A 23,659-nucleotide genomic window follows, 5' to 3' on the forward strand; every position below is an offset into this window, starting at 1 on the left:
CAAGCGGTGCGGTCACGGCTTCCGCTCGTTCGAGAACTACCGGCTCCGAGTCCTGCTCCACGCCGGCGGGATCACCTGGCCCACCCGCCCACGCCCACCCCGGATCCGAACCCGCTCTCCCCACTCAGTCGCGTAGAGCCAGCAATGGCCTGGAGATCATCGTTTCCTAGGCGTGGGCAGCCCAAGGGCGGCCGTCCAATCGCGGTCGCATTCGGACTGTCCGCCCCACGGCCATTCGGATTGTCACTCCGATGCGGCGTCGGACGGTTGAGGGCATCGATTCAGTGCGCCGGTCGAGCCGGCCCCTCTGCCGGTGGGTTGCAGCGCCGCCGCCGGACCGTCACCGCTTGGGTACGGTTGCCCCCGCCGCCCGGTGACCGGGCGGCTCCACAGCGGCGAGCCGGTCGGGGGGACCTGTGAGCGAAGAAGCGACGACGCCCACCACGGACGCTGCGGTGTCCGACAGCAACGAGGAGCTCAGCGGGCTCGATCGGCAGGACGACGCGCTCGCCGGCGGGCACCGGCTCGTCGATCTCGGGCCGGGGGTGTTCGGGCAGGAGCAGGCGGGGTGGCTCGTCACGATCGAGACCGCCGAGGGTCTGGTGCAGATCGACACCGGTGATCAGGCGCCGGCGTCGCTGGCTGCCATCCGGTCGCGCACGAACGCACCGTTCACCCACCTCGTGTTCAGCCACGGGCACCAGCGTTACAACCTCGGGTGTCGGGACTGGGTTGCGGCGTGCGTCGCCGAGAGCGGGCGGATCCCGCAGGTGGTCGCCCACGAGAACGTGGTCCGCCGCCAGGAGCGGTACCTCGAGTCGAACGGCCTGCAGAACCGCCTGCTCGAGCGGCAGTTCCGCTACCCGCCGGGGTCCCTGGAGGGCCGCGTCTTCCCCTTCACCCGGCCCACGCACACCTTCACCGACCGGTACGTGATCGAGATGCCGGGCCGCACGGTCGAGGTCCACTGGGCGCCGTCGGAGACCGACGACGCCATCGCCGCGTGGATCCCCCAGGACCGCCTGCTCTACGGCGGCCCCGCCTGCATCCCGTTCTTCCCCAACGTGGGCAGCCCGCAGCGGCCCCGCCGCGACCCGGTCCGATGGGCCGAGACCCTCGACCGCCTCGCCGACTTCGGCGCCGACGTGCTCATCTGCGAGTTCGGCCCACCGCTCGAGGGCTCGGACACGGTCGCCGACTTCCTGGCCACGACCGCCGCCGCACTGCGCTGGTGCCACGATGCCGTCGTCGCCCTCATGAACGAGGGGCGCAACGTCGCCGAGATCGTCAACACCCTCGAGCCGCCGCCCGAGCTGTTCGACCGGCCGTGGCTCCAGGAGGGCTACACCTCCATCGAGCACGTCTTCCGTGACGTCTACCGCGGCCAGTTCGGCTGGTGGGAGGACCTCAACCCGACGTCGCTGCACCCCGCCCACCCGGCCGACGTGGCCCGGGAACTGCGGGCGGCCATCACCGACCCCGACGCCGTGCTCGCCCGTGCCCGCGCCCTGGCCGAGGCGGGCGACGTGCGCCTGGCGCTCCACGTCGTGGACCTGCTGGCCCTCGGCGACGGCGACGAGCCCGCGGTGGTCGAGGCCCGCTCGCTCAAGGCCGAGCTCTGCCGGCAGGCGGCGCTCACCAACCCCTCCTACGTCACCCAGAGCCTCTACCTGCACGGCGCCGACGAGCTCGACCGGGCCAATGAAGCCGGCGGCGCCGGATGAGCGCCGTTCCGCCGCCGGGCGGCGCCGGCACCCACTTGCGTCCCCGCTCGGGGCGCGAAGCGAGGTGCAGGCCGTCGTGGGGGTCGAGGTGGACGGTGTCGGATGAGCGCCGTCCAGCTGCCGGCAGCCGACTGCGTACCCGCACCCCGTGTCTGGCGGGGTGCGGCCCGGTCGTCGACGTCAAAGGCGGGTACGCCGGATGAGCAGCATCCCGCCGCCGAGGGGCGCCGGCACCCACCTGCGGACCTGTCCGCTGTGCGAGGCCACGTGCGGGCTTGCGATCGAGGTGGAGGACGGCGCCGTGCGCCGCATCCGGGGCGACCGCGACGACGTCTTCTCCCACGGCTACCTCTGCCCCAAGGGCTCGTCGCTGAAGCACCTCCACGAGGACCCGGACCGGCTCCGGACCCCCCTGATCAAGGAAGACGGCCGCTTCCGGCCCGCCTCCTGGGACGAGGCCTTCGCCGTGATCGACGAGCGGGTGCGGCCGATCCTCGACGAGCATGGCAAGGACGCCGTCGCGCTCTACAGCGGCAATCCGTGGTCCCACAACTACGAGACCATCGTCTACACGCCGTCGCTCTACGGCGCCGTCGGCCGCAACCGCTTCGCCGCCGCCAGCGTCGACCAGCGCCCCCGCGAGATCGTCTCCAGCGTCCACTTCGGGGCCCGCACGGCCTTCCCCGTGCCCGACCTCGACCGCACGGACCTGCTCGTACTGCTCGGCACCGACCCGCTCGAGTCGAACGGCAGCCTCGCCACCGCGCCCGACTGGCCGGGTCGGCTCGCCGCCATCCGGGCCCGTGGCGGCCGCCTCATCGTGATCGACCCCCGCCGGTCCAAGACCGCCGAGGTCGCCGACGAGCACCTCGCCATCGTCCCCGGCACCGACGCCGCGCTCCTGGTCGGGCTCGCCCACACCCTCTTCGACGAAGGCCTCGTCCGCCCGGGGCCGGCGGGGGAGTGGGTCGACGGCCTCGACGCCGCCGGCGCCGCCCTGGCCCCCTTCACCCCCGAGGTGGTGGCCGACACCTGCGGCATCACCCCGGACCGGATCCGGGCCCTCGCCCGCGACCTGGCCACGACCGAGCGGTCCGCCCTCCACGGCCGCCTCGGCACCTGCCTGGCCGACCTCGCCACCCTGTCGTCGTGGCTGCTCGACGTGGTCAACATCGCCGCCGGCAACCTCGACCGGCCCGGCGGCGTGATGTTCAGCCGCCCCGCCGCCCTCGGGTTCAACACCACCGGGAGACCCGGGGTCGGCATGGGCACCGACTACGGGAACGTCCGCAGTCGGGTGAGGGGCCTCCCCGGCGCCTTCGACCAGCTCCCCGTGGCCTGTCTCGCCGAGGAGATTGAGACCCCCGGCGACGGCCAGGTCCGGGCCCTCGTCACCATCGCCGGCAACCCCGTCCTGTCCACGCCCAACAGCGACCGCCTGGCAGCCGCCCTCGACCGCCTCGACCTCATGGTCTCGGTGGACCTCTACCTGAACGAGACCACCCGCCACGCCGACGTGATCCTGCCGGTGCCGTCGCACCTCGAGCGCAGCCACTACGACGTGGCCTTCTACCAGTTCGCCATCCGCAACATCGCCAACTACTCACCGCCCGTCCTGGAGCGTACCGACGACCTGCCCCCGGAGTGGCAGACGCTGGTGCGCCTCACCGGCGTCCTCCAAGGCAAGGGCCCGGACCCCGACGTGGCCGCGATGGACGACGAGCTCGCCGGCCTGCTCGCCCTCCTCGCCACGGCCGACCCCTTCAGCCCCGTGCACGGCTGGGACCCCGCCGACGTGCTGGCCGCGCTCGAGCCCCGCACCGGCCCCGAGCGCATCCTCGACCTCAACCTGCGCATCGGGCCCTACGGCGACGGCTTCGGCACCCGGCCCGCCGGCGACGGTCCTGGCCTCTCCCTCGACGTCCTGCTGGCCCACCCCCACGGCGTGGACCTCGGCCCGCTCGAGCCCCGCCTGCCCGACATGCTGCGCACCCCGACCGGCCGCATCGACCTGGCCACTCCCGAGTTCGTGGCCGACCTCGACCGGCTCCATGCACGCCTCGACGAGGACCGCCCGCCCCTGGTGCTGATCGGGCGCCGCCACCTCCGCTCGAACAACTCGTGGCAGCACAACACGCCGACGCTGGTGAAGGGCCGGGAGCGGTGCGTCCTGGCGATGCATCCCGACGACGCCGCCGCCCGGGGCCTCGGCGACGGCGACCGCGCCCTCCTGCGCACCGACCTGGCCGAGCTGACGGTCACCGTCGACGTCACCGACGCGGTCATGGCCGGTGTGGTGAGCCTGCCCTACGGGTGGGGCCACGACCTCGACGGCGCCCGACTGTCGGTGGCCTCGACCCGGCCGGGGGTCAACGTCAACCGCCTCGCCGGCAACGACCGGGTCGACCCTCTCTCGGGCAACCCCCACCTCAACGGCTTCCCCGTCGAGGTCACGGCGGCGCCGCCCGAGCCCGACCCTGCCGGCGGTTGATCCCAGCCGACGGCGCGCGTCCGCGAAAGCGGGCACCGTGCACGGGTGATCGGTTCCTTCTAGCGGCGTGTCGCCAAGCCGACGAGCGCGACGAAGGGGCGGCACCCACGTCGATCTCACCGAGCGTGTCCGTCACGCCCTCAGCCATGGAACTCGAGGCAATAGCCCCCGGAACCCGGGGGCTATTGCCTCGAGTTCGGCGTCGGCTGGGATCCGAACGCAGAGCGTGGCACGGGGTGCCATGCGCAGGCGACGAGGCCGGCGCCGGCCGGCTACTGGCGGAGCATGGCCTCCCGGGCCTCGGCCGCGGCCTGCTCCGGGGTGGGGCGCTGCTCGGGCCGGGCGGTCGACAGCACGACCCGGTCGATGGTGCCGTCGAACGCGAAGGGCGAGTGGTAGCGCGGCCAGACCGCGGTCACCCCGTCGGTGCCCACCTCGATCCCCTCGGACGAGGAGAACGCGATGGGGTTCGTGTGGGCCACCTCGGCCTCGGCCTCGACCTCGCCGTCGAGCGACAGGCGCACACGGCCGGCGTTGGGCGACGTGCGCTCGAAGGCGACGTCGAGCACGAGCGGTCCCGGGCGCACCGTCGAGCGGGACGTCGCCACCGTGTGCTCCTTGCCGAGGAAGTTGCTGACGAAGTGCACCCGGCCATCGAGCACGCACAGTGAGATGCCGCCGTCGCTGCCGCCGCACGACACGATCACCCCCTCGCCTCGGCCGTCCCCGTCGGGCACCTCGACCTCGGCGTGGATCGTGTACGAGCAGTCCCGCAGGACCGGTGAGCCCTGGCGCGGCAGGCGAACCCGTCCGGCGTAGGTGTAGGTCTCGCGCGGTTCGAACACGGTCGGGCGTTCGGCCAGCAGCCGTTCGAGCAGCGTGTCGTCGAGCGGGAGCACCTGATGCTGCTCGGCCTCGGACCACCAGAGGTCGACCAGCTCGGCCAGCTTCTCGGGGTGCTCCGCGGCGAGGTCGCGCATCTCGGAGATGTCCTCGTCGAGGTGGTAGAGCTCCCACACGTCGGCGTCGTGGTCCCCGTCGTGGAGCTCGTGATCGACCTGGCCGAGGCGCAGGACCATGGCGTTCGACCAGTGCAGGGCCACGGCCTTCCACCCATCGGCCCAGATGGCCCGGTGGGCGAACATCTCGAAGTACTGCCGGCGCTTGCGCGTCGGCGCGTCGGGCTCGGTGAGCGTGTAGAGCAGGCTCGTCCCCTCCACCGGTCGCTGGAGGTGGCCGTCCACCTGGTCGGGCCACTCGAGCCCGATGGCCTCGAGGATGGTCGGGGCGAGGTCGCAGATGTGGTGGAACTGGGAGCGGATCGCGCCCTCGTCGGTGAGATGGCCGGGCCACGACAGGATGAGCGGGTCGCGCGTGCCGCCCTCGTGGACGAAGGCCTTGTACATCCGGTTCGGGGTGTTGCCGGCCATGGCCCAGCCGGACGCGTAGTGAGGGTGGGTGTGCGGCGTCCCCCAGGTGTCGAGGCGGCCGACCATCTCCTCGAGGCTCTCGACCACGCCGTTCACGTAGCCGAACGAGTCGCACCGGCCCAACCGGGCCCCCTCGGCGCTGGCCCCGTTGTCGCTGAGGACCATGACCAGCGTGTCCTCGCGGAGACCGCCGCGGTCGAGGAAGTCGAGCAGTCGGCCGATCTGCTCGTCGGTGTGGGTCACCATCGCCGCGAAGACCTCCATCTGCCGGCTGAACAGGCGCCGGTGGTCGTCGCTCAGGTCGTCCCACGCCTCGACCCCGGGGTTGCGGGGGGGCAGGACCGTGCCCTCGGGCACGATCCCCGCCGCCTTCTGGGCGTCGAGGGTCTCGGCCCGGATGACGTCCCACCCGTCGTCGAAGACGCCGCGGTAGGCCTCGATGTGGTCGGCGGGCGCGTGATGCGGGGAGTGCGTGGCGCCGAAGGCCAGGTAGGTGAAGAAGGGCCGGCTCGGCGCCACCGCCTTGAGGCCGGTGATCCACTCGATGGCGTGGTCCACGAGGTCCTCGCTGAGGTGGTAGCCGTCCTCGGGGCGGCCGGGCGCGTCGACCCGGTGGTTGTCCTCCCACAGGTCGGGCTCCCACTGCGACGTCTCGCCGCCGAGGAAGCCGTAGTAGCGGTCGAAGCCCTGGCCCAGCGGGAAGCGGTCGAAGGGCCCGGCGGGCGACACGTGCTCGTCGGGGGTGAGGTGCCACTTGCCGAGGGCCATGGTGGCGTAGCCGTGCCGGCGCAGGACCGCCGGCAGCATGGCCGTGTCCTTGGGGATGCGGCCGTTGTAGCCGGGGTAGCCGGTGGCCCGCTCCATGATCGTGGCCACGCCCACGCTGTGGTGGTTGCGGCCGGTCAGCAGCGCGGCCCGGCTCGGGCTGCACAGCGCGGTGGTGTGGAAGTTCTGGAAGCGCAGGCCCCGCGCGGCCAGGCGGTCGAGGTGGGGGGTGCGGATGCGGCCGGCGAGGCCGCCGAAGCAGCCGAGCTGGGCGAAGCCGAGGTCGTCGAAGAGGACGACCAGCACGTTGGGGGCGCCGTCGGGCGTGGAGGGTGGGACCGGCCAGGCGGGCTCGGACTCGGCGATGGTCCGGCCGATCGGTCCCGGGTGCTCGCCGCCCTCGGGGTAGGTGCGCAGGGCCATCGTCGGGCCCCTTCCTGCCGGCGGGGGCGGTCCGGCGTCGGCTCCGTCCGTGCCGGTCGCCCCACGTCCCCCCGGCGGCGACGACCGTAGTGCGGCGGCGGGGGCGGCGGCGACGGCGCTGGTCGTCCCCGGCGGGTCGTTCCTGGTGGGCGCGATCGGCATGCTCGACCGGTTCGTCGACGGCCTCGGCGGGGACGGCCCCGATGCCGCGGCACTCCTGGCTGCCAGGGATCGCAACGTGAAGATCCGGCGCTCGGGCGCGTCCGTCGTCCGCCCCTCGCTCCGTCGGGCCGAGCGAGAGCTCGCCGAGGGAGCGGCGACGGAGGTCGAGGCCACCGGCGACGAGCCGCCGGCGCAGCCCTCGCTGTTCGACGACTGACCGATTCTCGCTCGGACGGACGCCGTCGAGGGCGTTGCCCTCGTCGCCACCCTGCGCCATCATGGGCCGAGTCCAGCCGTTCGCCGTGCTGGAGTCCTTCGCAGCACGGACCGAGTGCCGCCTCCCGACCACGATCCCGGAGGTGCGCACCCGATGCGTCTCGTCTTCCCGCCCTACGACGGTCCCCTGAGCGACGACTGGACCCGACCGCTCGAGGCCGTCGCCCGGACCATCGCCGGCGTCCGCCGCTACCGGTACTTCGACCTCGGCGACTTCATGATCATGGCGCAGGTCCGCCGCCGGGACCGGCCCGACCTCCACCTCTACAAGCACGTCTACACCCGTCGCTACCTCAACCTCGACGCCGCCGGGCACGCCTACCGCTACGTGTCGCCAAGAAGGTTGGACTCGAAGGGGAGCGGCCGGTACCTCGCCCACAAAGACCTGCGCGCCGCGCTCGATCACCTCGAGCTGTGGCTGTTGCCGTGGATGAAGCAGGGACTGGAGGAGTACCGCTTCGGTGTGCCGTTCGAGCACCGCTGGATCCTCGAGCCCGATGAGGTCGGCGACGCCGACGACGACGAGCTGTCGAGACGTGCCCGTCTCGAGATGGTCGAGATCCGGGCCTGGGCGCGCGAGCGACAGGACTGGTTGGCCGAGGCACAGGCCGAGAGCCAGGTCGATGCTGGTGGTGAAGAGGACTCGTGGTGAGCCGATCGTTCAGCGGAAGATGTGGCACGCCGTGCTACGTTCGCTGGGTGGCTGGTGAGATCAATCAACGAGAGCTTCGAAACGACAGCGGGCGGATCATGCGGGCGCTCGCTGAAGGCGAGTCGTTCATCGTCACTCGGAACGGCGAACCGGTCGGTGAGCTGACCCCACTGCGCCGACACCGCTTCGTGCGGGCCGAGGCCGCCACGGAGCTCTTCCGAAGCGCTGCCCCGGTCGACCCCGTCCGACTCCGCCACGACCTCGACCAGATCGCGGATCAGGACATCGACCCTCGTGGCTAGCCCCAACCGACCTGAACGGGGGCTCCTTGACACGTCGGTGGTCATCGATCTCGAACACGTGCCCGTCAGCTCTCTGCCGCTCGAGGTTGCCATCAGCGCCATCACGCTCGCCGAGCTCACCGCCGGCCCACACGCCACCGACGACCCCAGAGAACGCAGCCGACGCCAAGACCGGCTGCAACGAACCGAGGCCGCCTTCGACCCGCTGCCCTTCGGCGCGGACGCGGCCCGCGCCTACGGCAGGGTCTTCTCCGCCGTCATGAACGCCGGACGCAAGCCCCGGGGAGCTCGAGCCGTGGATCTGCTGATCGCCGCCACCGCCGTGGCTGAGGGTCTCCCCCTCTTCACCCGCAACCCCGACGACTTCCGAGCGCTCGACGACCTCATCGAGATCCACGCCGTGTAACCGCGGGCCAGTCCATGGCCGACACCCGGCGCCGCGCCGAGGTCTCCGGGCCGGTGACGCCATGGAGGACCCCAGCAGGTCGGCGGCGAGACCGGGCCCGAAGAGGTGCAGGACGGTCAGAGGCCGGCGAGCACGAGGCCGAGGCCCAGGGAGGCGGCGTTCGCCACCGCCGCCACTTCCAACGACGCCCGCCACCCGCTCCCGGCCAGCAACCGGCACAGCGCCGCCTCGAGCAGCCACACCAGCAGCTCGGCCACGGCGACGGCCACTACCGTCGAGGCGCCGGCCTGCTCGACCAGAGGGACGAGCACGAACCACAACAGGGGGTGTGAGACCACGTTGACCGCCACACCCACCGCCACCGCCCTCGACCTGGACACCGGCGCCAGCCGGGGCAGTAGCGCGGCGTACAGCGGCACCTCGACCGCCAGGGTGGCGCCAAGCGCGACGGGGTACGAGAGGTCAGCCATCGTCGGACTCGCCGTCGCCATGGCGCTGGCGCTGGCGCTCTCGGTGCCGCTCGACGTGGTGGTCTTCGGCCTGCTGGCCATCGGGATGGTCCACGTGGCCCTCGAGGTCCGGTACGTGTCCGGTCACTACCACGGCCTGTTGCGGGGCCGCTTCCTGGTGGGCGTGAACGTCGTGCTGGTGTCCATCGTGGTCAGCCGCCTCCTGCTTCCCGGCGTGCTGCCCCGCGAGGTCGAGGTCCTCCTGCTGGTCGGGATGCTGGTCGCCACGGTGCTGCTGGCACGGTCGTGGCGGGCGCGGGCGGTGGGGCTGGCCGTGCTCGCCCCGGTGGCGGCGTTCGCCCTGGCCCGGCCCGACACCTGGTTCGTGCTCCAGGCGAACCTGCACAACCTGCTGCCGGCCGTGTTCCTCTGGGAGTGGTCGGCGACGATGGTGCACCCGACCCGCCGGCGGGCCCTGCGCGCCACGACGGTGGCGTGGGCCGTCGCCGTGCCCCTGGTGTTGCTGTCCGGCGTGCTCGACCCATGGCTGGCCACGGGCAGCTCGGCGGCGTCCGCCGCCGGCGGTGCCACCGTCCTCCCGTCGATCGTGGGCGATCCCGCCGGCCCCGCCGCTGCCCGCCTCCTCGCGCTGTTCGCCTTCGCCCAGGTCATGCACTACACGGTCTGGTGCTGGTTCTTCCCCCGCCACGCACCCGAGGCCACCGCCGCCTTCGAGGCCACGCCCGTCGGAGCGAAGCTGCGCGGGCATCGGCTCGTGCTGCTGGCCGCCGGGGTCACGGTTCTCGTCGCCGTCGTGGCGGCGCACGACTACACGCAGGGCCGCACCCTCTACACCTCGTTGGCCTCGTACCACGCCTACCTCGAGTACCCCGTGCTGATCGCCCTCACCATGGCGTGGGCCACGCGCCTCGGTCCCACCGCCGGGCGTGGTTGGATGGAGCCATGAGCCTGCTGCTCCGCCTCGTCGTGCTCGCCGACATCCCCGCCACGCCGGAGGACACCGGGTCGTCGGGTCCGTCGCCGGCGCTGATCGTGGTCGGCGTCGTGCTCGTGGTGGCGGCGGCCGTCGGCGTCTGGCTGCTGGTCCGCCGCTCCCGCAACTCGGACTGACCCCGGACCTGAACCGACGGCGCCTCGCACACCGAATAGCGAAACTCCTTGACATCCGGTCGGCGCCGATCGGCGAGCGACCTGGTCTGCGACTGGTCCCGGTCCGGGTGAGTTCCGCACTCCAGCCGTAGTGGTGGGGACGACTCAGCCGCCCAGGACGGCGTCGGCGTCGAGCTTGAGGAGGATGAACTCGAGCTGGATGTTGTCCGGGTCGCGCAGGACCAGCACGTCCCAGTTGTCCTCCTCGGTGATCCCGGTGTGGGACACGCCCAGGGCGTCGAGGTGGTCCCGCCAGGCGTCGAGAAGCTCGCGGGTGGCGACATTGAAGCTGAGGTGGTCGAGGCCGACACGGCGCTCGTCGAACGGGGTGCCGGGATTGGCGTCGTGCTGCTCAAGGCCGATGATCACGCCCGACGTCGGCTCCATCAGGTACTGCACCTCGTAGTCGTAGGGCTCGTTGCGCCCGCCGAACAGCGGGACCATGCCCAGCAGCTCGGTGTACCAGCGCGTGCTGGCCTCGAGGTCGATGACGCTGAGGTCGACGTGCGAGATCCCGGTGATGGCCGGCGGCATGGGGCGCTCCTTCGAGGCGGGCGGTGGCGCCATTGTGGGGTCGGGCCGGTCCGCTGTCGAGGAGTTGCGCCGGCGGCGCCGACGGGTCCCGGCCCGAGTCGGCCGACTGGTCGCGGCGGGTGGACGCCGGTCCTGGCCCTGCGCCTGCGGCGGCCGCCACCGAGCCTCGGGCGCTGGGTCTGGCCGGCAGGGCGCAGGGCTGGCTTGGTCAGAGCGTCGATCAGGGAAGCGCGGAGCCGGTGACGATCACGCCGTGGGGGACGTCGACCGCTCCCAGCGAGCGCCAGGTCCGGCCGCCGTCGTGGCTCAGGTGGACGCCGCCGTCGTCGGTCGCGAGCGCGGCGTGGGTGCCGCTCGCCGCCAGGTGGCGGGGCGAGACACCCGACAAGGGTTCGGGCAGACCGGCCACTGGCTCGAAGCGGTCGCCGTCGAGGAGGTACACGGCGGTGTCGCGTCCGGCGTGGCCCGACTGGGCGCTCACCAGGACGCCGGCGTCGGTGACGGCCACGGCGAGGAGGTAGGTCGCGTGCAGCCCGGCGTCGAGGTACTGCCACGTGCGTCCCTTGTCGGTGCTGCGGGCCAGCCCTCGCCGGCCGGTGGCCGCCCACATGGTCCCGTCGTCGTCGACCACCACCTGGTGGACGTCGTCGTGGAGGTCGATGGTCGCCCGCCAGTTCCGCCCGTCGTCGTCGCTGTGCAGGATGCCGCCGACGTGGACGCTCACGTAGAGGTCGTCGCCGTGGGAGGCCATGGAGAAGATGTCCGGGGGCCCTCCCCAGGGCGTGGACCACTCGGAGCGGGTGGGGGCGTCGTCGAAGGAGGCCACCCGGACGAGGTCACTGCCCTCCAGCCGCCACAGCCGGGCCTCTGTCCCGCCCACGAAGACGGTCCCTCGGTCCTCGTGGATGCACAGACCCCGACCGTCGGTGAGGCGGGCGACCTCCTCGGCGCCGTCCGGGGTCACCCGCACGACCTCGGCGCCGTCGACGAGGGCCCACGCTGCGGCGGGGTCGGTCGCCGTCACCGCGGTGACGGCCCGGCCGGCCAGGTGCTCGGCCGGGCGGCCGCCGTGGTGCAGGCCGTCCTCGGCGGCGACGAGGACGAAGGGTCCCGTGCGCCCCTCGGTGGCGGCGGTGTGGGTGGTGGTGGGGCTGGCGGTGGCGGCGGAACCGGGGGCGGTCATGGGCGGCAACTCCTCAGGCGGGCGGGTCTCGAAGGGACGGTAGAACCTCAAGTCCACTTGATGTCAAGGGCCGAGCCGTGCGATGTCTGGCGCGGGCACGCCGGCGGGGTGTCCACGACGGCGAGGTCCTCCGCTTGCTCGAGGTCGAACCGGAAGAGGCTCGACCCGGTCACCTCGAAGCGGGACGCGTGCGCCACCTGCACAGCGGGTCGACACCCCCTGCGATCGCCGGTGCCGACGGGAGGGGCGGAATGCCTCCCGGCCCAATGTGTTGACCCCACCATGACCGCCGGCCACACCATCACCATTGCCCCTGCCGACCTGCACGTCACCGTCACCGTCGACGGGGAAACCGTCGCCGAGACCGACCGACCGGTCCTGCTCGACGAGACCGGCCTTCCCACCCGCTACTACCTGCGCCGCGAGGACGTGAACGTCGAGCTCCGTCCCACCAGCTTCGCCACTCACTGCCCCTTCAAGGGCGACGCGTCCTACTGGTCGGTGGCGGTCGGCGAGCAGGTGCACGACGGCATCGCCTGGAGCTACGAGGCGCCCATCCCCGGCGCCGAGCAGATCACCGGCCTGGTGTGCTTCTTCCCCGAGCGGGCCGACATCACGGTGGCACCGGCCGCCTGACCGGCGGCGGGCGCCCCGCTGCCGACCAGGACGGGGCATCGAACTCCTCGCGCAGTCGCTGATCTGCAGGTTCGACACCGACGTTCGAGACGGAGGTTGCCGATTCACCGCCCGCCGCGAGGGGCGGTATCGACACCTCGCGTCCGAGCCAGTTGGCCACGACCACCTTGTTGCTGGCGGTCGCCGCCCTGGGCTGTCTGGTCGCGGCTCTCGCGTGGGGCCGGTCGGCTCGGCACCGGCACAAGGTTTGGCGCCGGCGCGCGACGAACGCTCTGGTCAATCGGCCTGGCGCCGCCGCCGTTACCGCACGTCGATGACCGCTGTGCGCAGGTCGGTCATGTCGTGGAGGGTGTACTTGCCGCCGATGCGGCCCCAGCCGGTCCTGGTGCCGCCGGCGCCGCCGAAGGGCGGGTGCTGCTCCCAGAAGTTGGTCGACTCGTTCACCAGGACGGTGCCGACGCGCAGGTCGTCGATGTAGCGGTACGCCCGGCTCAGCGACGAGGTGAACACCGCCGCTTGGAGGCCGAGGTGGGAGTCGTTGGCGAGGCGGACGGCCTCGTTGTCGTCGGCGAAGGTGGTGATGGGCAGGATGGGCCCGAAGGTCTCCTCCCGGAAGGCGGCCATGGTCGGGGTCACGCCGTCGAGCGCGGTGAGGGGCCAGTAGAGGTCGCTGGCGAAGCCGGTCGCCCGTTCACCGCCGGTGAGGACCCCGGCACCGGCCGCCACGGCGTCGGCGACGTGGGCGTCCATGCGGGCGGCGACGGTCTCGTTGTTGACCGGGCCGTAGGCGGTGTCGTCGGCCATGGGGTCGCCGAGGACGGGCTCGGCGGCGGCGGCGAGCAGGAGCGAGAGGAACTCGTCGTGCACCGACTCCTGCACGAACAGGCGCTCGGTGGCGACGCAGCACTGGCCGGCCACGAAGGTGGCGCCGAACACGGCGGCTTCGGCGGCGCGGGCCAGGTCGGCGTCGTCGCATACGATCTGGGGGCCGTTGCCCGACGCCTCGATCAGGGTGCGCTTGAGGCCCGCCGCCCGAACGATGGCCTCGGCGGTGTCGGCCGAGCCCACGAAGCCGATGCCGTCCACGCCGGCGTGGGTGGTGAGGGCGGCGCCGACGTCGCCCCGGCCGTGGACGACGTTGACCGCGCCGGCGGGGAAGCCGGCGTCCACGACGGCCTGGGCGAGGGCCGCCCCCGACAGCGGCGTGGACTCGCTGGGCTTCATCACCACGGTGTTGCCGCCGCCCAGCGCCGCCGCCAGCAGCTCGGCGGGGATGTTCATGGGGAAGTTGAACGGCGTCAGCAGGGCGTAGACCCCGACCGGCTTGCGGTGGGTGAACACCCGCTTGGTGCGCTCGATGCTCGGCATCACGTGGGTCTCGAGGCGCTTGGTCTCCTCGGCGGCGAGCCGGAAGATGTCGGCCGACTCGACCAGCTCGTCCCGGGTCTCGGCGACGAGGGGCTTGCCCGACTCGGCGGTCATCTGGACGGCGAGGGCCTCGGCCCGCTCGTCGAGGAGGTCGGCGACGGCGTGGAGCAGCTCGGCCCGCTCGAACTCGGTGAGGCGGGCCAGCGCCGGCCCCGCCTCGACGGCCGCGGCCACGGCGGCATCGACGTCGGCGGCCGAGGCGCCGGCCACCTCGGCCACGATCGTGGTGTCGGCCGGGTTCTCGACCGCGACGACGGCGTCGCTCGTCCCGTCCCGCCACTCGCCGGCGATCAGCAGTCCCGTCGGCGTCCCCGCCCTCGTGGTGTCCATGCCCTCGATCTTGCCCGATCCTCTCCCTCGTGCCCGGAGCGGGAGTCCACCGGGCGGTCACCGGAGTACTCCTGCCGCTCCGGCCGCCGCCGGCGCCGGCCGCCCTCACGAGGGGTGGACGGGGCGTTCGTCGATCGCTGTCAGAGGGCCTTCGTACCCTCGGCCCATGGCGATCGAGGCGACTCCCGAGCAGCGGCCAACCACAGAGCGGTGTGCACTGCGGCCCGCCTATGGGCTGCAGAATTCTGAAGGTTTGCAGGATGCTGCAGTCGTCGGGGGACGGGGAAGTCCCTCGGGGCCGGGGTGACGGCCCCACACTGGCGCGCGGGCGGCGCCTGTACGGTGTACGTGGATCCACGTATACCGTACAATGTCGACATGGAGCCACGTGAGGCGGTGGCGGACGTGACGGCGGCGCTCTCTTCGCTTGACGTCGAGATCCTCGACGCCGGCACAGATTCAGGTGACTCGCCGTCGGCGATCGTCGCCTCGGTCGACGGTCAGGAACTCACCCTCGAGGTCGAGGCGTTCAGCCGGGTGCGGCTCTCCGACGCACTGGGGTTGGTCCGGCGCCTCGGTGCGACACCCGGCGCGACGAGCCGTGTGGTCGTGGCGGCCGACCGCATCGACGCCGCCGCCAGGGCCGAGCTCGTCGACGCCGGCGTCGGCTACTGGGACCGGGCGACCCGTCGACTCGTGGTGCGGGCGCCGGGGGTGCGCATCGACTCGGTCGTCGACGATCCTCACGTAGCCGCCCGGGTCGAGACGGGCGACGACGGGGCCCCGCTCCGCTCGCCGTTCTCGGGTGTCGGCGTTCGGGTGGCGTACTGGCTGCTCACCCATCCCGATCAGTCGCTCGGGGTCCGGGCCGTGGCCAAGGACGTCGGCGCCTCGGCGACCCAGGTCTCTGCCGTGGCCCGGGCGCTCGAGCGGGCGCACCTCCTCGACTCGCAGCGGCACGTGCCGGACACGCCGGCGCTGTTCTGGGAACTGTCCGAGCACTGGGCGCCGTCGTGGTCCCGGGACGTCGTCGCCGCCGAGCGGGCGATCATGGAGGACGGGGTCGTCGTCGGGACACTGGCCGCCGTCGCGTACGGGGCACCGGCCGTGGTCGGTGGTGCGGTGCCCTCGCTGTACCTGCCTCGGGCGGCCTTCGTCCCACCGCCCCCGACCGGCGGTAGCGAGTCGGGGGTGCGGGTCGCGGTGGCGCCGGCCCCGCAGGCCGCGGCGCCCTGGGGCCCGTCGCTGCCATTGCCCGGCGGCGTGAGCGCCCGGCCGGCGCATCCCGTGGCCATCGCCCTCGACCTGGCCACCGATCGGGGCCGGGGCCGGGAGATCCTCGCCGGCTGGGACCTCGATCCCGAGACGGCGAACGGCGCTCGGCGGGTCTGGTGACCGCGCCGGTCGTCCTGACGGTCGATGAGGACTCCTTCCTGGTCGGCGCGGTCGGCATGCTCGACCGGTTCGTCAATGGGTCCTGACGCGGCCTGTGCACGGTCGTAGGATCTCGAGGATGGCCGAGTCGCAGCGCCCGCTGCGGGCGCTCGTCGAGACGCACCGCCACGAGATCAAGGCGGCGGTGGCGCGCCACCGGGGCGCCTCCGCGACGGTCTTCGGCTCGGTCGCGCGGGGCGATGAGTCACCGCAGAGCGATGTGGACTTCCTCGTCGAGTTCCAACCGGGCGCCTCGCTGTTCGACTTGGCCAGGCTGGAGCTCGAGCTGCAGGAGCTGCTCGGCGTCGGGGTGGACGTCGTTTCCGCGGGCAGCCTGCTGCCAGAAGACGAGGACGTACGCGCCCAGGCCGTCGCCTTGTGAGCCGCAGCGACTGGAAGCGCCTCAACGACATCCGGCGGATGTGCGTGACCGCAGCGGAGCTCGTCGAGCGCGGTCGACCCGCCCTGGAGGCCGAGCCCGTGCTTGGCTCGCTCTGGAACGGATCGTCGAGATCGCCGGTGAGGCTGCCAGCCAGATCGACGACGAGACCCGAGCCGCCCATCCACGGGTTGCGTGGCGGGAGCTGGCTGCGACCCGGACGATCCTCGCTCACGCCTATCACCGGGTCGACCGTGGCCTGCTCTGGGACATCGCTGAACGAGACCTTCCTCAGGTCGCGGAGGCGCTAGGGCACCCACGACCGACGACGGCTCGGACCACGATGGCACCTCGTGACCTCGCCAGTGAGCTCGTGATCGAATGGACCGCAGTGGTCGGCCGCAGTCGCCGGTGACGGTCACGCCCGCTCGAGAAGGGCACCAACATGTCTGACGAACTCGATCTCGTGGCGGATCTGAACGCCGAGGACGATGACGGCCTCGGCTGGTCGACGATCGCCGACGCCGTCGACCCCCAGCGGGTGGTGCCTGGGGCGATGCTCCTCGCCGGCAACGGCGAGGCCCGTGCCGTGGTTCGCATCGCGGCTGTTGATCCTGATGGGCAGGTCCACTTCGCGGTTCTGCCGGGCTCGGTGGCCAAGAACCGGCACCTTCTCAGCCGCGTCGTCGCCTGATCGCTGGCCAGGCGCCGCCTCAGTCCGAGAACTCGGCGATGACGGCGAGGAGCTCGTCGCCGTAGTTCTCGACCTTGGCGGGGCCGATGCCGTGGCAGGCGAGGAGCTCGGGGAAGGTCGTGGGGCGGCGGGCGACGAGGTCGTCGAGGGTGCGGGCATCAGGTCCGGGTGGTCACGGCCTTGACGGTGTCGCTCTGGTTCGGTGGCGCGTCGGACCGGGCGGTCACGCGCACCTTGGCGACGTCGCCGCGCACCGAACCACTGCGGGCCGTGACCGTCACCTTCAGGTCCGTCGCGTATCCGACCTCGAGCTCCGGCGTCACGTACTCGCCGAGGGTCACCTGCCTGGTCACGTCCGTGCCGCCGACGGTGTAGCGGACGCGGAAGTCGGCGGTCGTCGTCGTTCCCGTCAGCCTGAGCGACTGGGGGACCCTGCCCGTGTTGATGGCCGAAACGACGTAGCTGACGGAGCCGCCGCGCCCGACGCTGGCCCTCCGGGTCTGGCCCTGGCCGGTCGAGTTGATCGTGCCGAGGCCGACCTCCGCGCCGAAGCGGCCCTGGCGCACGGTGAGGTCGGGCTGACGGTCCACGGCGAGGCGGGCGTCGATGTTCGCCGTGGTCGCCCCCGCCGTGACCGGCACCGGCGTCGCGTCCGCACGGCGACCGGCGTCGTTCCACCACTCGCTCGCGTACAACGGGTTGTAGGACGCCTCGGTGAAGTAGATGAAGTAGTTCCCCGGGTTGACGGGGATGGTCAGCTCGTACTTGCCGTCGGCGTCGGTCTGGACCGCCGTCCCGTCCGACGGGTCGCTCTGCGAGATGATCACGTAGAGCCCCGCGATGGGCTGGTTGTCGGCCTCGGCGGTCACCCGGCCGGTGATGGTCGCGGTGGCCCCGGCCGCCATCGCGGGCGCCGGCGATCCAGCACTGACGCCGACGACCACCACCATCGAGGCGAGCAGGGCGACGGGAGGTCGGGGGAACAGCATCGGGGGACCCTACCGGCGCCGCATCGGGGGCTCCCCAGTCGGGGCGGCGACGATCGCAGCGGGGCACCGGCCCGGTGATCGACGGGGGGTTGCTCCCTTCGTATCGCTCGGACTGCGCGTGCGCGGCCGGGCCGTTGCGTCATCGGCGGGAGCGGGCGCTGCCGGTGGGCCGCTGGGGAGTGCCCGAGTTTGCGTGCTGGCCCTGCGTGTCCTTCGGCTTCAGTCGGAGAACTCGGCGATGACGGCGAGGAGCTCGTCGCCGTAGTTCTCGACCTTGGCGGGGCCGATGCCGTGGCAGGCGAGGAGCTCGGGGAAGGTCGTGGGGCGGCGGGCGACGAGGTCGTCGAGGGTGCGGTCGGCGAACACCACGAACGCGGGCACGCCGTCGGCGGTCGACCTTGCCTTGCGCCACTGGCGCAGCGCCTCGTGGAGGGCGTGGGACTGCTTCCACGCCGCTGGGTCGATCGGCTCGGCGGGCTCCTTCGGGCCGCTCGGCTTTCCGCCCGCCGTCGGCCGAGACGGCGCCGGCGTCGGGGCCGGCCGGGGCGGGGGCTCGCCGGGCGCGGCCAACTCACCGAGGAAGGGCGACGGCGCGTCGGCCGGCGCCACCACGGTCACCGACGCCGAGCAGCGGGTGAGGGCCACGTGGAAGATGCGGCGCTCCTCCTCCCGGCCGTCGAGCCCGACCACGAGGCGGTGGGGGAACAGGCGATCCGACACCTCGTGCACCACCACGTGGGGCCACTCGAGGCCCTTCACCCGGTGGACCGTCGACAGGTGCACCCGGCCGCCCTCGCCGGCGGGCACCTCGGTGTTGAGCTGGTCGGTGAGCCAGCGCCGGAAGGTGCGAGGGTCGGGGTGGAGGGTGGCGAGCTGGTGCAGGGCGTCGAAGTCGTCGCCGTGGGTGGACCGGTCGACCCGCCCCCGTGACCGGTCCAGCGACTCGACCGCCCCGCCGAGGCCGATGCGGTCCCGGACGGTGGCCATCACCGCCGCGGTGTCGCCGCCTCCGGCCACGACCCCGGCGACGAGGCGCAGGTCGGCGAGGAAGGCGAGCAGCTTCTCCTGGTCGCGCTCCCGGCTGACCCGGCCGGCGAGGCGCTCGAGGCCGCCCTGGTCGCGCTGCTCGGACATCCAGTCGATCAGCTTTGGCGACAGCCCGCGCGGGGGACGGCGGGCCGCCTCCCGGATGGCCGCGCCCGACAGGCGTCGCGGGTCGAGGGCCAGGTCGAGCCACGCCAGCGCCGCCCGCACCCCGGTGCGCTGGAGCCAGGCCCGGATGCCCGGCACCGGGTCGACCGGGATCCCGCCCACGGCGAGCGCCACCTGCACCGGGGCCAGGGCGGCGTTCACCCGGGCCAGCACGACCACGTCGGACGGGGCGGCGCCGGCGTCGAGCTGGGCGCGGACGGCGTCGACCGTCGCCCCGACCGTCCCGTCCGCGGTGGTGACGACCTGCAGCGCGCCCTGTTCATCGACCCGGCCGGGCGCCGGCTCGACCGTCTTGGGCACTCGCCGGGCGTTGCGGGTGAGGAGGTTCCGGGCGGCGTCGATGGCCGCCGGCGGGCAGCGGTAGTTCACGGTCAGCGGGTGGCTGGCGGCGCCGGGGAAGTAGTCGGCGAAGTCGATCAGCCAGCGAGGATCGGCCCCCTGGTAGCCGTAGATGGTCTGGTCGTCGTCGCCGACGCCGAACACGTCGTGGGCCGGCGCCGAGAGCAGGCGGATGAGCAGCAGGTGGGCGGGGGTGAGGTCCTGGAACTCGTCGACCAGCATCACCCGGGACGTCCGCTGGGCGGCCCGGCGGGTCTCGGGCTCCCGCAGCAGCACTTCCACGGCCTGGTAGATCTGCTCGTCGAAGTCGACCGCACCGTCACGCCGCAGGGCCTCTCGATAGCGGGGGAAGACGTCGGCGAGCCCGTCGACGTCGCCCTGGTAGTCGGCCTCGACCTCGGTCGGGTCACGCAGGCCGAGGCGCACCTGGCCCAGGGCCTCGATCCACAGCGCCGCCGGGTCGGTGTTGGCCCGCCGGGGGAACTTCACGAGGCGCTCGAGGTGGTCCCGCACCTCCCGCTCGTCGAGCACGCGGGGCGGCCGGGCGCCGGGGCGGCGGAACGGGCCGGTGCCGCCGACGATGGCGAGGCCCAACGAGTTGAGGGTGCGGATCTGCAGGCCGGGCAGCTCGCCGAGGCGCTCGCGCATCTCGCCTGCGGCTCGGGTGTTGTAGGCGACGAGGGTGAGCGCGGTCGGCGGCAGCCCGCACCCGGCGACGAGGTGGCGGGCCCGCTCGGTGAGCGTGCGGGTCTTGCCCGAGCCCGCCGGCGAGATCACCCGGCACGGTCCGCCCCGGTGGGTGACGGCGGCGAGCTGGTCGGCGGCGAGGTCGGCCGTCGGTGCCGGGTTGGCCAGCGGCGTGACCCGACCGTGCTCGAGCCAGGTCCGGTGCAGGACGGGGAGCCCGTCGGCGGCGGCGCCGCCCAGGTCGAGGTCGAGGTTGAGCGGCCCGCCGTCGCACCACGCCGGCTCGCCGGAGGCGGTCCGGACGTCGGCAGTGCCTTCGGGGGCGATGGTCGTGCCGGCGGCCACGGCGGCGGTGACCGCCTCGTTGGTGGGGACGCCGCCGTCACGGAGGTCGAGAGCGTTGGACCACACCAGGTGGACCAAGCGGTCGAGGGGGAAGGTGAACGAGGGGTCGAGGCGCCACGGCTCTCGGTCGTCGGTCTCGGCCGGGTGGCGGTCGAGGGTGGCGGCGAGCTCGACCACGTACGGCCGGCGCGCCGTCCACCATCCGGCGAGCTGGTCGATGACGGCGGCGGGGTCTCGCAGGGCCTCGTCGTCGAGGACGACGCGGGGGCACGCCGCCCAGTCCGCCGGGGCGTCCTGGCCAGGCCGGACCACCAGCGAGCGTCCGAGCGCCGCCGGACCGGCGTGGACGGGCGCGGCCGGCGCCGGCGCCTCGGGTGACGGGGGAGCGGGGCGCTCTGACGACCTGCCGGGGCGGTCGGGCGACCTGCCTGGGCGGTCGGGCGCCGGGGGAGCGGGGCGGTCTGACGACCGGCCGGGGCGGTTGGCGCGTGCCGGCACAGAATCGCTGGAGGTGTCGATCCAGCCGTACGAGTCGTCGTCCGGCTCCGGCACGTCGCCCCGGGCCGACGGCGTCACCTGGTGGCAGGCGCGCACCTCGGACACCGTCTCGTGGGCGCCGCCGCAGTTCCCACACGCGATGGGCATCAGCGCCGCCTGCTCAGCATCCGCTCGTTCTATCCGCCGCGAGGGTCGCCCGCGGCGAGTTTGACTGTCACAGGGCGTCGCCACGATGGGCGCATGGCTATCTGTGACGACTGCGAACAAGAGATGCTCGTGGCCACCTCCTGCGTGGTGACCGAGCTGCACATCGACGGGAAGGCGTTCCCACTGGCCCGATGGGGATCCGAGCGTGGGTGGGGTCGGGCGAAGGGCCGGTGCGGCGACTGCGGCGTCCAGCCCGGCGGCGCCCACCACCTCGGGTGCGACATCGCCGAGTGCCCGCGGTGTCGGCGCCAGCTGATCTCGTGCGGTTGCCCCTTCGACGAGTTCCCGCCCGACGAGTGGGACGAGGAGGACGAGCTGCCGTCGGATGAGCTGTTGGCCGACCTGCTCACGCGGTGGGCCGGCGATCGTCAGCAGTAGAGGATGGTGACGGTGTCGCTGGCGGCGCCGGCGCGCTTCGTCACCAGCGGCACGCCCAGCGTCTCGGCCAGGCGGAGGGTGACCGCGGTGTCGAGGCCGTCGTGGAGGTCGCCGAGGGCGGCGTCGACGGCGAGCGGCCGCGCCGGGAACCACTCGCCGACGATCCGGGTCACGGCGGCGTAGTCCGACCGGCAGCGGTCGGGCGCCCCCTCGTGGCGGACGGCGAGGTACTCGGCCAGCAGCAGTGTTGTGGCGTCCAGAGCGAGCACCTCGTCGACCCCGTGGCGCGTGCCCTCGAGCACCCCCGCCAAGACCAACAAGCCGCTGGCGTCGGCCACGACGCTGTCGTGCATGGGGCGCCCGTCAGTCGCCCAGCCGCTCGATGGCGGCGCGGCGGCGGTCGGCGACCCGACGCTGGATGGCGGCGAACTCGGCGTCCGTCATCGGGTCGGCGACGAGCGACTGCTGGGCCACGAGCTCGGAAGGCGATAGCCGGGCGGCGGTTCGCCGCAGGGTCTGGCGGATCCACTCCTGCTGGCTCATCCCCTCGGCCGCGGCCTGCTCGGACAGCCGGGCCAGTACCTCGGGGTCGACGTTCTTCACGTTCACATCCACGCTCCGATCGTAGCGAGCCGAAGCGCCCGGTGGTACCAGACTGGCACCGAGGGTTCGCTCACGGGAGCGCACCGGAAGCGGCGTGCTGGCGCCGGCGGATCAGGGTGTCGCCGTCCCACTCGATGCCGAGGTGGGTGAACGCCGTGGACACCGGGAGGTCGGGGAGCCGAAGCAGGTGCGCATGGTGGGCGAGGGAGTCGAGGACCAGATCCTCGGGATAACCGTCGAGCACGACGTACTCGTCGTACGCGCCCTCGGTCCGCCGCCGGGCGGCCAGATCGAGGGCGGCGACCAGGGGTGAGCGGGCGAGCGGCGGGAGGCACCGCAAGTGGGTGCGTCCGACGGCCAGCGTGCGGCCGGACACGCCGACCGTCAGCACGTCGCCGACGCTGAAGGGATCGAGCCATCCGCGCGGCCCGGCCAGCGAGCCGTGCGGGTCGGCCTCGTCGTCGGTGGCGAACCCGAGGGCGCGCGCCGACGCCGTGAGCTCCGGGGTCGGGTAGGAGCGCGCCACCTTCACCTCACCACCGGACGCCAGCTGGTACCGATGCCGGTGGGCCGTGATCACGCAGAGGTCGAGGCCGAGGTCGAGCAGGGAACGCCGCTGCTCCGACGGCGTCAGCACGTGGGACAGCACCATGCCGTCGGCGATCGCGGGCACGAAGGCGATCACGTCGTCGCCGGTGCGGTGGAACCCGTCGAAGCCGAACTCGGTGAGATCCTCGATCATCCAGCGGTGGTCGTCCCCCTCCTCCACGGCATCGAGCGGAGCGAACAGCCCGGCCCGGTGCATGAGCCCGTAGAGGTCGTCGAGGGGCAACGGGCCCAGCGTCTCGAGCAATGCCGCGACGGCGGGGCGCAGGTGGTCCTGCACCAGCTCGAACGGGTCAGGTGGGCGCGAGGGCGCGGCCATGACCTACTCGCCGACGGCGATCGCGTCGAAGTCGCTGGGGCCGGGCTCGGGCCAGCGGGTCGTGCCGCTGGTCTCCTCGTGCATCGACCACCAGTGGCACCTGTCGTCGAACACGACCGCGTCGAGGAGGGTCAGGCCGACGGTGGCGAGCTCGTCGCGGAGGCGCAGGAACGCCTCGGCGTCGCCGTCGTCGACGGGCTGGCGGATGCCCGTGGGCCGGGAGTCGACGATGAGCCAGCGCTTCGGGCAGCCCCCGTCGGCGAGGCCGGCGATGCGGGACCGGTGGAGGTCGGACGGGTCGTCGGCCCAGCGCTTGACACCGTCGAGCGTCGAGGCCCGGAAGTAGCAGCGGAACCGGCCCGTGTCGTCGAGGTGCCAGACCTCGGGCCAGGTCTTCCACCCGATGAGGCGGTCGACCTCGGCCAGGGCGACCAGGTCGAGGGCGTCCTCGAAGCGGTAGGTGGTGATCTCGGGCGACGGCGAGTCGTCCGTCCAGCGGCGGGTGTAGGTGTGCATGCTTCAGGGCTAGCATGGAAAGTACTGAAAAGCCATGAAGATGCGTAAGAGGACCGGGACGACCGGCGGGGGGAGGGTCGATCTCCGTCGCC

At 72.9% G+C, this 23,659-nt stretch carries 26 protein-coding genes and 1 pseudogene; 14 read left to right on the forward strand and 13 right to left on the reverse strand.

The window, feature by feature from the left end; translation table 11 throughout:
* Window positions 1-416 precede the first annotated feature (416 nt).
* Together JNK12_07840 and JNK12_07845 are read left to right on the forward strand one after the other, a co-directional pair.
* The gene (locus tag JNK12_07840; GenBank protein ID MBL8775826.1) at window positions 417-1,724 is read left to right on the forward strand and encodes a hypothetical protein; all 1,308 of its coding nucleotides are present in this window, start codon (window positions 417-419) and stop codon (window positions 1,722-1,724) included.
* A gap of 199 nt (window positions 1,725-1,923) precedes the next feature.
* A complete protein-coding gene (locus JNK12_07845; GenBank protein ID MBL8775827.1) occupies window positions 1,924-4,215 on the forward strand; it encodes a molybdopterin-dependent oxidoreductase in 2,292 nt (763 codons plus the stop codon).
* A 272-nt stretch (window positions 4,216-4,487) separates the two neighbouring features.
* On the opposite strand, the gene JNK12_07850 is transcribed toward JNK12_07845, so the two are convergent.
* Window positions 4,488-6,833 (reverse strand): arylsulfatase, encoded by a 2,346-nt coding sequence (locus JNK12_07850; protein ID MBL8775828.1) that lies wholly within the window; start codon window positions 6,831-6,833, stop codon window positions 4,488-4,490.
* A gap of 49 nt (window positions 6,834-6,882) precedes the next feature.
* Between JNK12_07850 and JNK12_07855 the strand changes: the two genes are divergently transcribed.
* From JNK12_07855 to JNK12_07870, 4 genes are all read left to right on the forward strand, one after another.
* Window positions 6,883-7,212 (forward strand): hypothetical protein, encoded by a 330-nt coding sequence (locus tag JNK12_07855; protein MBL8775829.1) that lies wholly within the window; start codon window positions 6,883-6,885, stop codon window positions 7,210-7,212.
* 153 nt (window positions 7,213-7,365) lie between these two features.
* On the forward strand, window positions 7,366-7,923 hold the full coding sequence (locus tag JNK12_07860; protein MBL8775830.1) for a hypothetical protein: 558 nt from the start codon (window positions 7,366-7,368) through the stop codon (window positions 7,921-7,923).
* Between the two features lie 47 nt (window positions 7,924-7,970).
* Entirely contained in the window at window positions 7,971-8,225 is a 255-nt protein-coding gene (locus tag JNK12_07865) for a type II toxin-antitoxin system prevent-host-death family antitoxin (protein MBL8775831.1), read from the forward strand.
* Window positions 8,218-8,631: a type II toxin-antitoxin system VapC family toxin gene (locus tag JNK12_07870; GenBank protein ID MBL8775832.1), complete on the forward strand. Its 414-nt coding sequence runs from the start codon at window positions 8,218-8,220 to the stop codon at window positions 8,629-8,631. Before JNK12_07865 ends, JNK12_07870 begins: the two co-directional genes overlap by 8 nt.
* Before the next feature lie 116 nt (window positions 8,632-8,747).
* On the opposite strand, the gene JNK12_07875 is transcribed toward JNK12_07870, so the two are convergent.
* Entirely contained in the window at window positions 8,748-9,101 is a 354-nt protein-coding gene (locus JNK12_07875) for a hypothetical protein (GenBank protein MBL8775833.1), read from the reverse strand.
* 19 nt (window positions 9,102-9,120) lie between these two features.
* Here JNK12_07875 and JNK12_07880 point away from each other — a divergent pair, with 19 nt between their 5' ends.
* Both JNK12_07880 and JNK12_07885 read left to right on the forward strand, forming a co-directional pair.
* Window positions 9,121-10,047: a hypothetical protein gene (locus JNK12_07880; GenBank protein MBL8775834.1), complete on the forward strand. Its 927-nt coding sequence runs from the start codon at window positions 9,121-9,123 to the stop codon at window positions 10,045-10,047.
* Window positions 10,044-10,211 (forward strand): hypothetical protein, encoded by a 168-nt coding sequence (locus tag JNK12_07885; protein ID MBL8775835.1) that lies wholly within the window; start codon window positions 10,044-10,046, stop codon window positions 10,209-10,211. Before JNK12_07880 ends, JNK12_07885 begins: the two co-directional genes overlap by 4 nt.
* Window positions 10,212-10,355: 144 nt before the next feature.
* Here the strand turns inward: JNK12_07885 and JNK12_07890 are convergent, their stop codons facing one another.
* From JNK12_07890 to JNK12_07900, 3 genes are all read right to left on the reverse strand, one after another.
* On the reverse strand, window positions 10,356-10,784 hold the full coding sequence (locus JNK12_07890; protein MBL8775836.1) for a VOC family protein: 429 nt from the start codon (window positions 10,782-10,784) through the stop codon (window positions 10,356-10,358).
* Between the two features lie 220 nt (window positions 10,785-11,004).
* On the reverse strand, window positions 11,005-11,967 hold the full coding sequence (locus tag JNK12_07895; GenBank protein ID MBL8775837.1) for a hypothetical protein: 963 nt from the start codon (window positions 11,965-11,967) through the stop codon (window positions 11,005-11,007).
* A 47-nt stretch (window positions 11,968-12,014) separates the two neighbouring features.
* On the reverse strand, window positions 12,015-12,164 hold the full coding sequence (locus JNK12_07900) for a hypothetical protein (GenBank protein MBL8775838.1): 150 nt from the start codon (window positions 12,162-12,164) through the stop codon (window positions 12,015-12,017).
* An 85-nt stretch (window positions 12,165-12,249) separates the two neighbouring features.
* Between JNK12_07900 and JNK12_07905 the strand changes: the two genes are divergently transcribed.
* Window positions 12,250-12,603 carry a DUF427 domain-containing protein gene (locus JNK12_07905; GenBank protein MBL8775839.1) on the forward strand — a complete coding sequence of 118 codons (354 nt, stop codon included), beginning with the start codon at window positions 12,250-12,252 and terminating at the stop codon, window positions 12,601-12,603.
* A 300-nt stretch (window positions 12,604-12,903) separates the two neighbouring features.
* Here the strand turns inward: JNK12_07905 and JNK12_07910 are convergent, their stop codons facing one another.
* Window positions 12,904-14,361, reverse strand: coding sequence for an aldehyde dehydrogenase (locus JNK12_07910; GenBank protein ID MBL8775840.1), 1,458 nt, complete (start codon window positions 14,359-14,361; stop codon window positions 12,904-12,906).
* A 378-nt stretch (window positions 14,362-14,739) separates the two neighbouring features.
* Here JNK12_07910 and JNK12_07915 point away from each other — a divergent pair, with 378 nt between their 5' ends.
* The 4 genes from JNK12_07915 (at window position 14,740) to JNK12_07930 (ending at window position 16,868) form a co-directional block, all read left to right on the forward strand.
* The gene (locus tag JNK12_07915) at window positions 14,740-15,756 is read left to right on the forward strand and encodes a hypothetical protein (protein MBL8775841.1); all 1,017 of its coding nucleotides are present in this window, start codon (window positions 14,740-14,742) and stop codon (window positions 15,754-15,756) included.
* A gap of 118 nt (window positions 15,757-15,874) precedes the next feature.
* The gene (locus JNK12_07920) at window positions 15,875-16,177 is read left to right on the forward strand and encodes a nucleotidyltransferase domain-containing protein (GenBank protein MBL8775842.1); all 303 of its coding nucleotides are present in this window, start codon (window positions 15,875-15,877) and stop codon (window positions 16,175-16,177) included.
* 40 nt (window positions 16,178-16,217) lie between these two features.
* A complete protein-coding gene (locus tag JNK12_07925; protein MBL8775843.1) occupies window positions 16,218-16,589 on the forward strand; it encodes a DUF86 domain-containing protein in 372 nt (123 codons plus the stop codon).
* Window positions 16,590-16,619: 30 nt separating this feature from the next.
* A complete protein-coding gene (locus JNK12_07930) occupies window positions 16,620-16,868 on the forward strand; it encodes a hypothetical protein (protein ID MBL8775844.1) in 249 nt (82 codons plus the stop codon).
* A gap of 19 nt (window positions 16,869-16,887) precedes the next feature.
* Here the strand turns inward: JNK12_07930 and JNK12_07935 are convergent.
* The 3 genes and pseudogenes from JNK12_07935 to JNK12_07945 all read right to left on the reverse strand — a co-directional run bounded on the left by JNK12_07935 (window position 16,888) and on the right by JNK12_07945 (window position 21,085).
* Window positions 16,888-17,019, reverse strand: a pseudogene (locus JNK12_07935) (HRDC domain-containing protein).
* A 7-nt stretch (window positions 17,020-17,026) separates the two neighbouring features.
* Window positions 17,027-17,857, reverse strand: a complete 831-nt coding sequence (locus JNK12_07940) for a carboxypeptidase regulatory-like domain-containing protein (protein ID MBL8775845.1) — start codon at window positions 17,855-17,857, stop codon at window positions 17,027-17,029.
* 219 nt (window positions 17,858-18,076) lie between these two features.
* Window positions 18,077-21,085, reverse strand: coding sequence for an ATP-dependent DNA helicase UvrD2 (locus JNK12_07945; GenBank protein ID MBL8775846.1), 3,009 nt, complete (start codon window positions 21,083-21,085; stop codon window positions 18,077-18,079).
* Window positions 21,086-21,178: 93 nt separating this feature from the next.
* Between JNK12_07945 and JNK12_07950 the strand changes: the two genes are divergently transcribed.
* A complete protein-coding gene (locus JNK12_07950) occupies window positions 21,179-21,523 on the forward strand; it encodes a hypothetical protein (protein MBL8775847.1) in 345 nt (114 codons plus the stop codon).
* On the opposite strand, the gene JNK12_07955 is transcribed toward JNK12_07950, so the two are convergent.
* The 4 genes from JNK12_07955 to JNK12_07970 are packed head-to-tail and all read right to left on the reverse strand — an operon-like array spanning window position 21,514 to window position 23,567.
* Entirely contained in the window at window positions 21,514-21,876 is a 363-nt protein-coding gene (locus JNK12_07955) for a hypothetical protein (GenBank protein MBL8775848.1), read from the reverse strand. The two genes, JNK12_07950 and JNK12_07955, sit on opposite strands and share 10 nt — an antisense overlap.
* A 10-nt stretch (window positions 21,877-21,886) precedes the next feature.
* Window positions 21,887-22,138 carry a hypothetical protein gene (locus tag JNK12_07960; protein MBL8775849.1) on the reverse strand — a complete coding sequence of 84 codons (252 nt, stop codon included), beginning with the start codon at window positions 22,136-22,138 and terminating at the stop codon, window positions 21,887-21,889.
* 58 nt (window positions 22,139-22,196) lie between these two features.
* Complete coding sequence (locus JNK12_07965) at window positions 22,197-23,051, reverse strand: hypothetical protein (GenBank protein MBL8775850.1); 855 nt, start codon at window positions 23,049-23,051, stop codon at window positions 22,197-22,199.
* A 3-nt stretch (window positions 23,052-23,054) separates the two neighbouring features.
* Window positions 23,055-23,567, reverse strand: a complete 513-nt coding sequence (locus tag JNK12_07970) for a hypothetical protein (protein ID MBL8775851.1) — start codon at window positions 23,565-23,567, stop codon at window positions 23,055-23,057.
* Window positions 23,568-23,659 lie beyond the last annotated feature (92 nt).

The sequence above is a fragment of the Acidimicrobiales bacterium genome (genome assembly GCA_016794585.1).
Taxonomy (GTDB): Bacteria; Actinomycetota; Acidimicrobiia; order Acidimicrobiales; family DATDAH01; genus JAEUJM01.

What these genes read in the sequence shown, in the direction of transcription:
- JNK12_07845 (MBL8775827.1), top strand. Translation starts at nt 1,924, where the DNA reads ATGAGCAGCATCCCGCCGCCGAGGGGCGCCGGCACCCACCTGCGGACC.
- JNK12_07850 (MBL8775828.1), bottom strand. Translation starts at nt 6,833, where the DNA reads ATGGCCCTGCGCACCTACCCCGAGGGCGGCGAGCACCCGGGACCGATC.
- JNK12_07860 (MBL8775830.1), top strand. Translation starts at nt 7,366, where the DNA reads ATGCGTCTCGTCTTCCCGCCCTACGACGGTCCCCTGAGCGACGACTGG.
- JNK12_07875 (MBL8775833.1), bottom strand. Translation starts at nt 9,101, where the DNA reads ATGGCTGACCTCTCGTACCCCGTCGCGCTTGGCGCCACCCTGGCGGTC.
- JNK12_07880 (MBL8775834.1), top strand. Translation starts at nt 9,121, where the DNA reads ATGGCGCTGGCGCTGGCGCTCTCGGTGCCGCTCGACGTGGTGGTCTTC.
- JNK12_07885 (MBL8775835.1), top strand. Translation starts at nt 10,044, where the DNA reads ATGAGCCTGCTGCTCCGCCTCGTCGTGCTCGCCGACATCCCCGCCACG.
- JNK12_07890 (MBL8775836.1), bottom strand. Translation starts at nt 10,784, where the DNA reads ATGCCGCCGGCCATCACCGGGATCTCGCACGTCGACCTCAGCGTCATC.
- JNK12_07895 (MBL8775837.1), bottom strand. Translation starts at nt 11,967, where the DNA reads ATGACCGCCCCCGGTTCCGCCGCCACCGCCAGCCCCACCACCACCCAC.
- JNK12_07905 (MBL8775839.1), top strand. Translation starts at nt 12,250, where the DNA reads ATGACCGCCGGCCACACCATCACCATTGCCCCTGCCGACCTGCACGTC.
- JNK12_07910 (MBL8775840.1), bottom strand. Translation starts at nt 14,361, where the DNA reads ATGGACACCACGAGGGCGGGGACGCCGACGGGACTGCTGATCGCCGGC.
- JNK12_07915 (MBL8775841.1), top strand. Translation starts at nt 14,740, where the DNA reads ATGGAGCCACGTGAGGCGGTGGCGGACGTGACGGCGGCGCTCTCTTCG.
- JNK12_07920 (MBL8775842.1), top strand. Translation starts at nt 15,875, where the DNA reads ATGGCCGAGTCGCAGCGCCCGCTGCGGGCGCTCGTCGAGACGCACCGC.
- JNK12_07930 (MBL8775844.1), top strand. Translation starts at nt 16,620, where the DNA reads ATGTCTGACGAACTCGATCTCGTGGCGGATCTGAACGCCGAGGACGAT.
- JNK12_07940 (MBL8775845.1), bottom strand. Translation starts at nt 17,857, where the DNA reads ATGCTGTTCCCCCGACCTCCCGTCGCCCTGCTCGCCTCGATGGTGGTG.
- JNK12_07945 (MBL8775846.1), bottom strand. Translation starts at nt 21,085, where the DNA reads ATGCCCATCGCGTGTGGGAACTGCGGCGGCGCCCACGAGACGGTGTCC.
- JNK12_07950 (MBL8775847.1), top strand. Translation starts at nt 21,179, where the DNA reads ATGGCTATCTGTGACGACTGCGAACAAGAGATGCTCGTGGCCACCTCC.
- JNK12_07955 (MBL8775848.1), bottom strand. Translation starts at nt 21,876, where the DNA reads ATGCACGACAGCGTCGTGGCCGACGCCAGCGGCTTGTTGGTCTTGGCG.
- JNK12_07965 (MBL8775850.1), bottom strand. Translation starts at nt 23,051, where the DNA reads ATGGCCGCGCCCTCGCGCCCACCTGACCCGTTCGAGCTGGTGCAGGAC.
- JNK12_07970 (MBL8775851.1), bottom strand. Translation starts at nt 23,567, where the DNA reads ATGCACACCTACACCCGCCGCTGGACGGACGACTCGCCGTCGCCCGAG.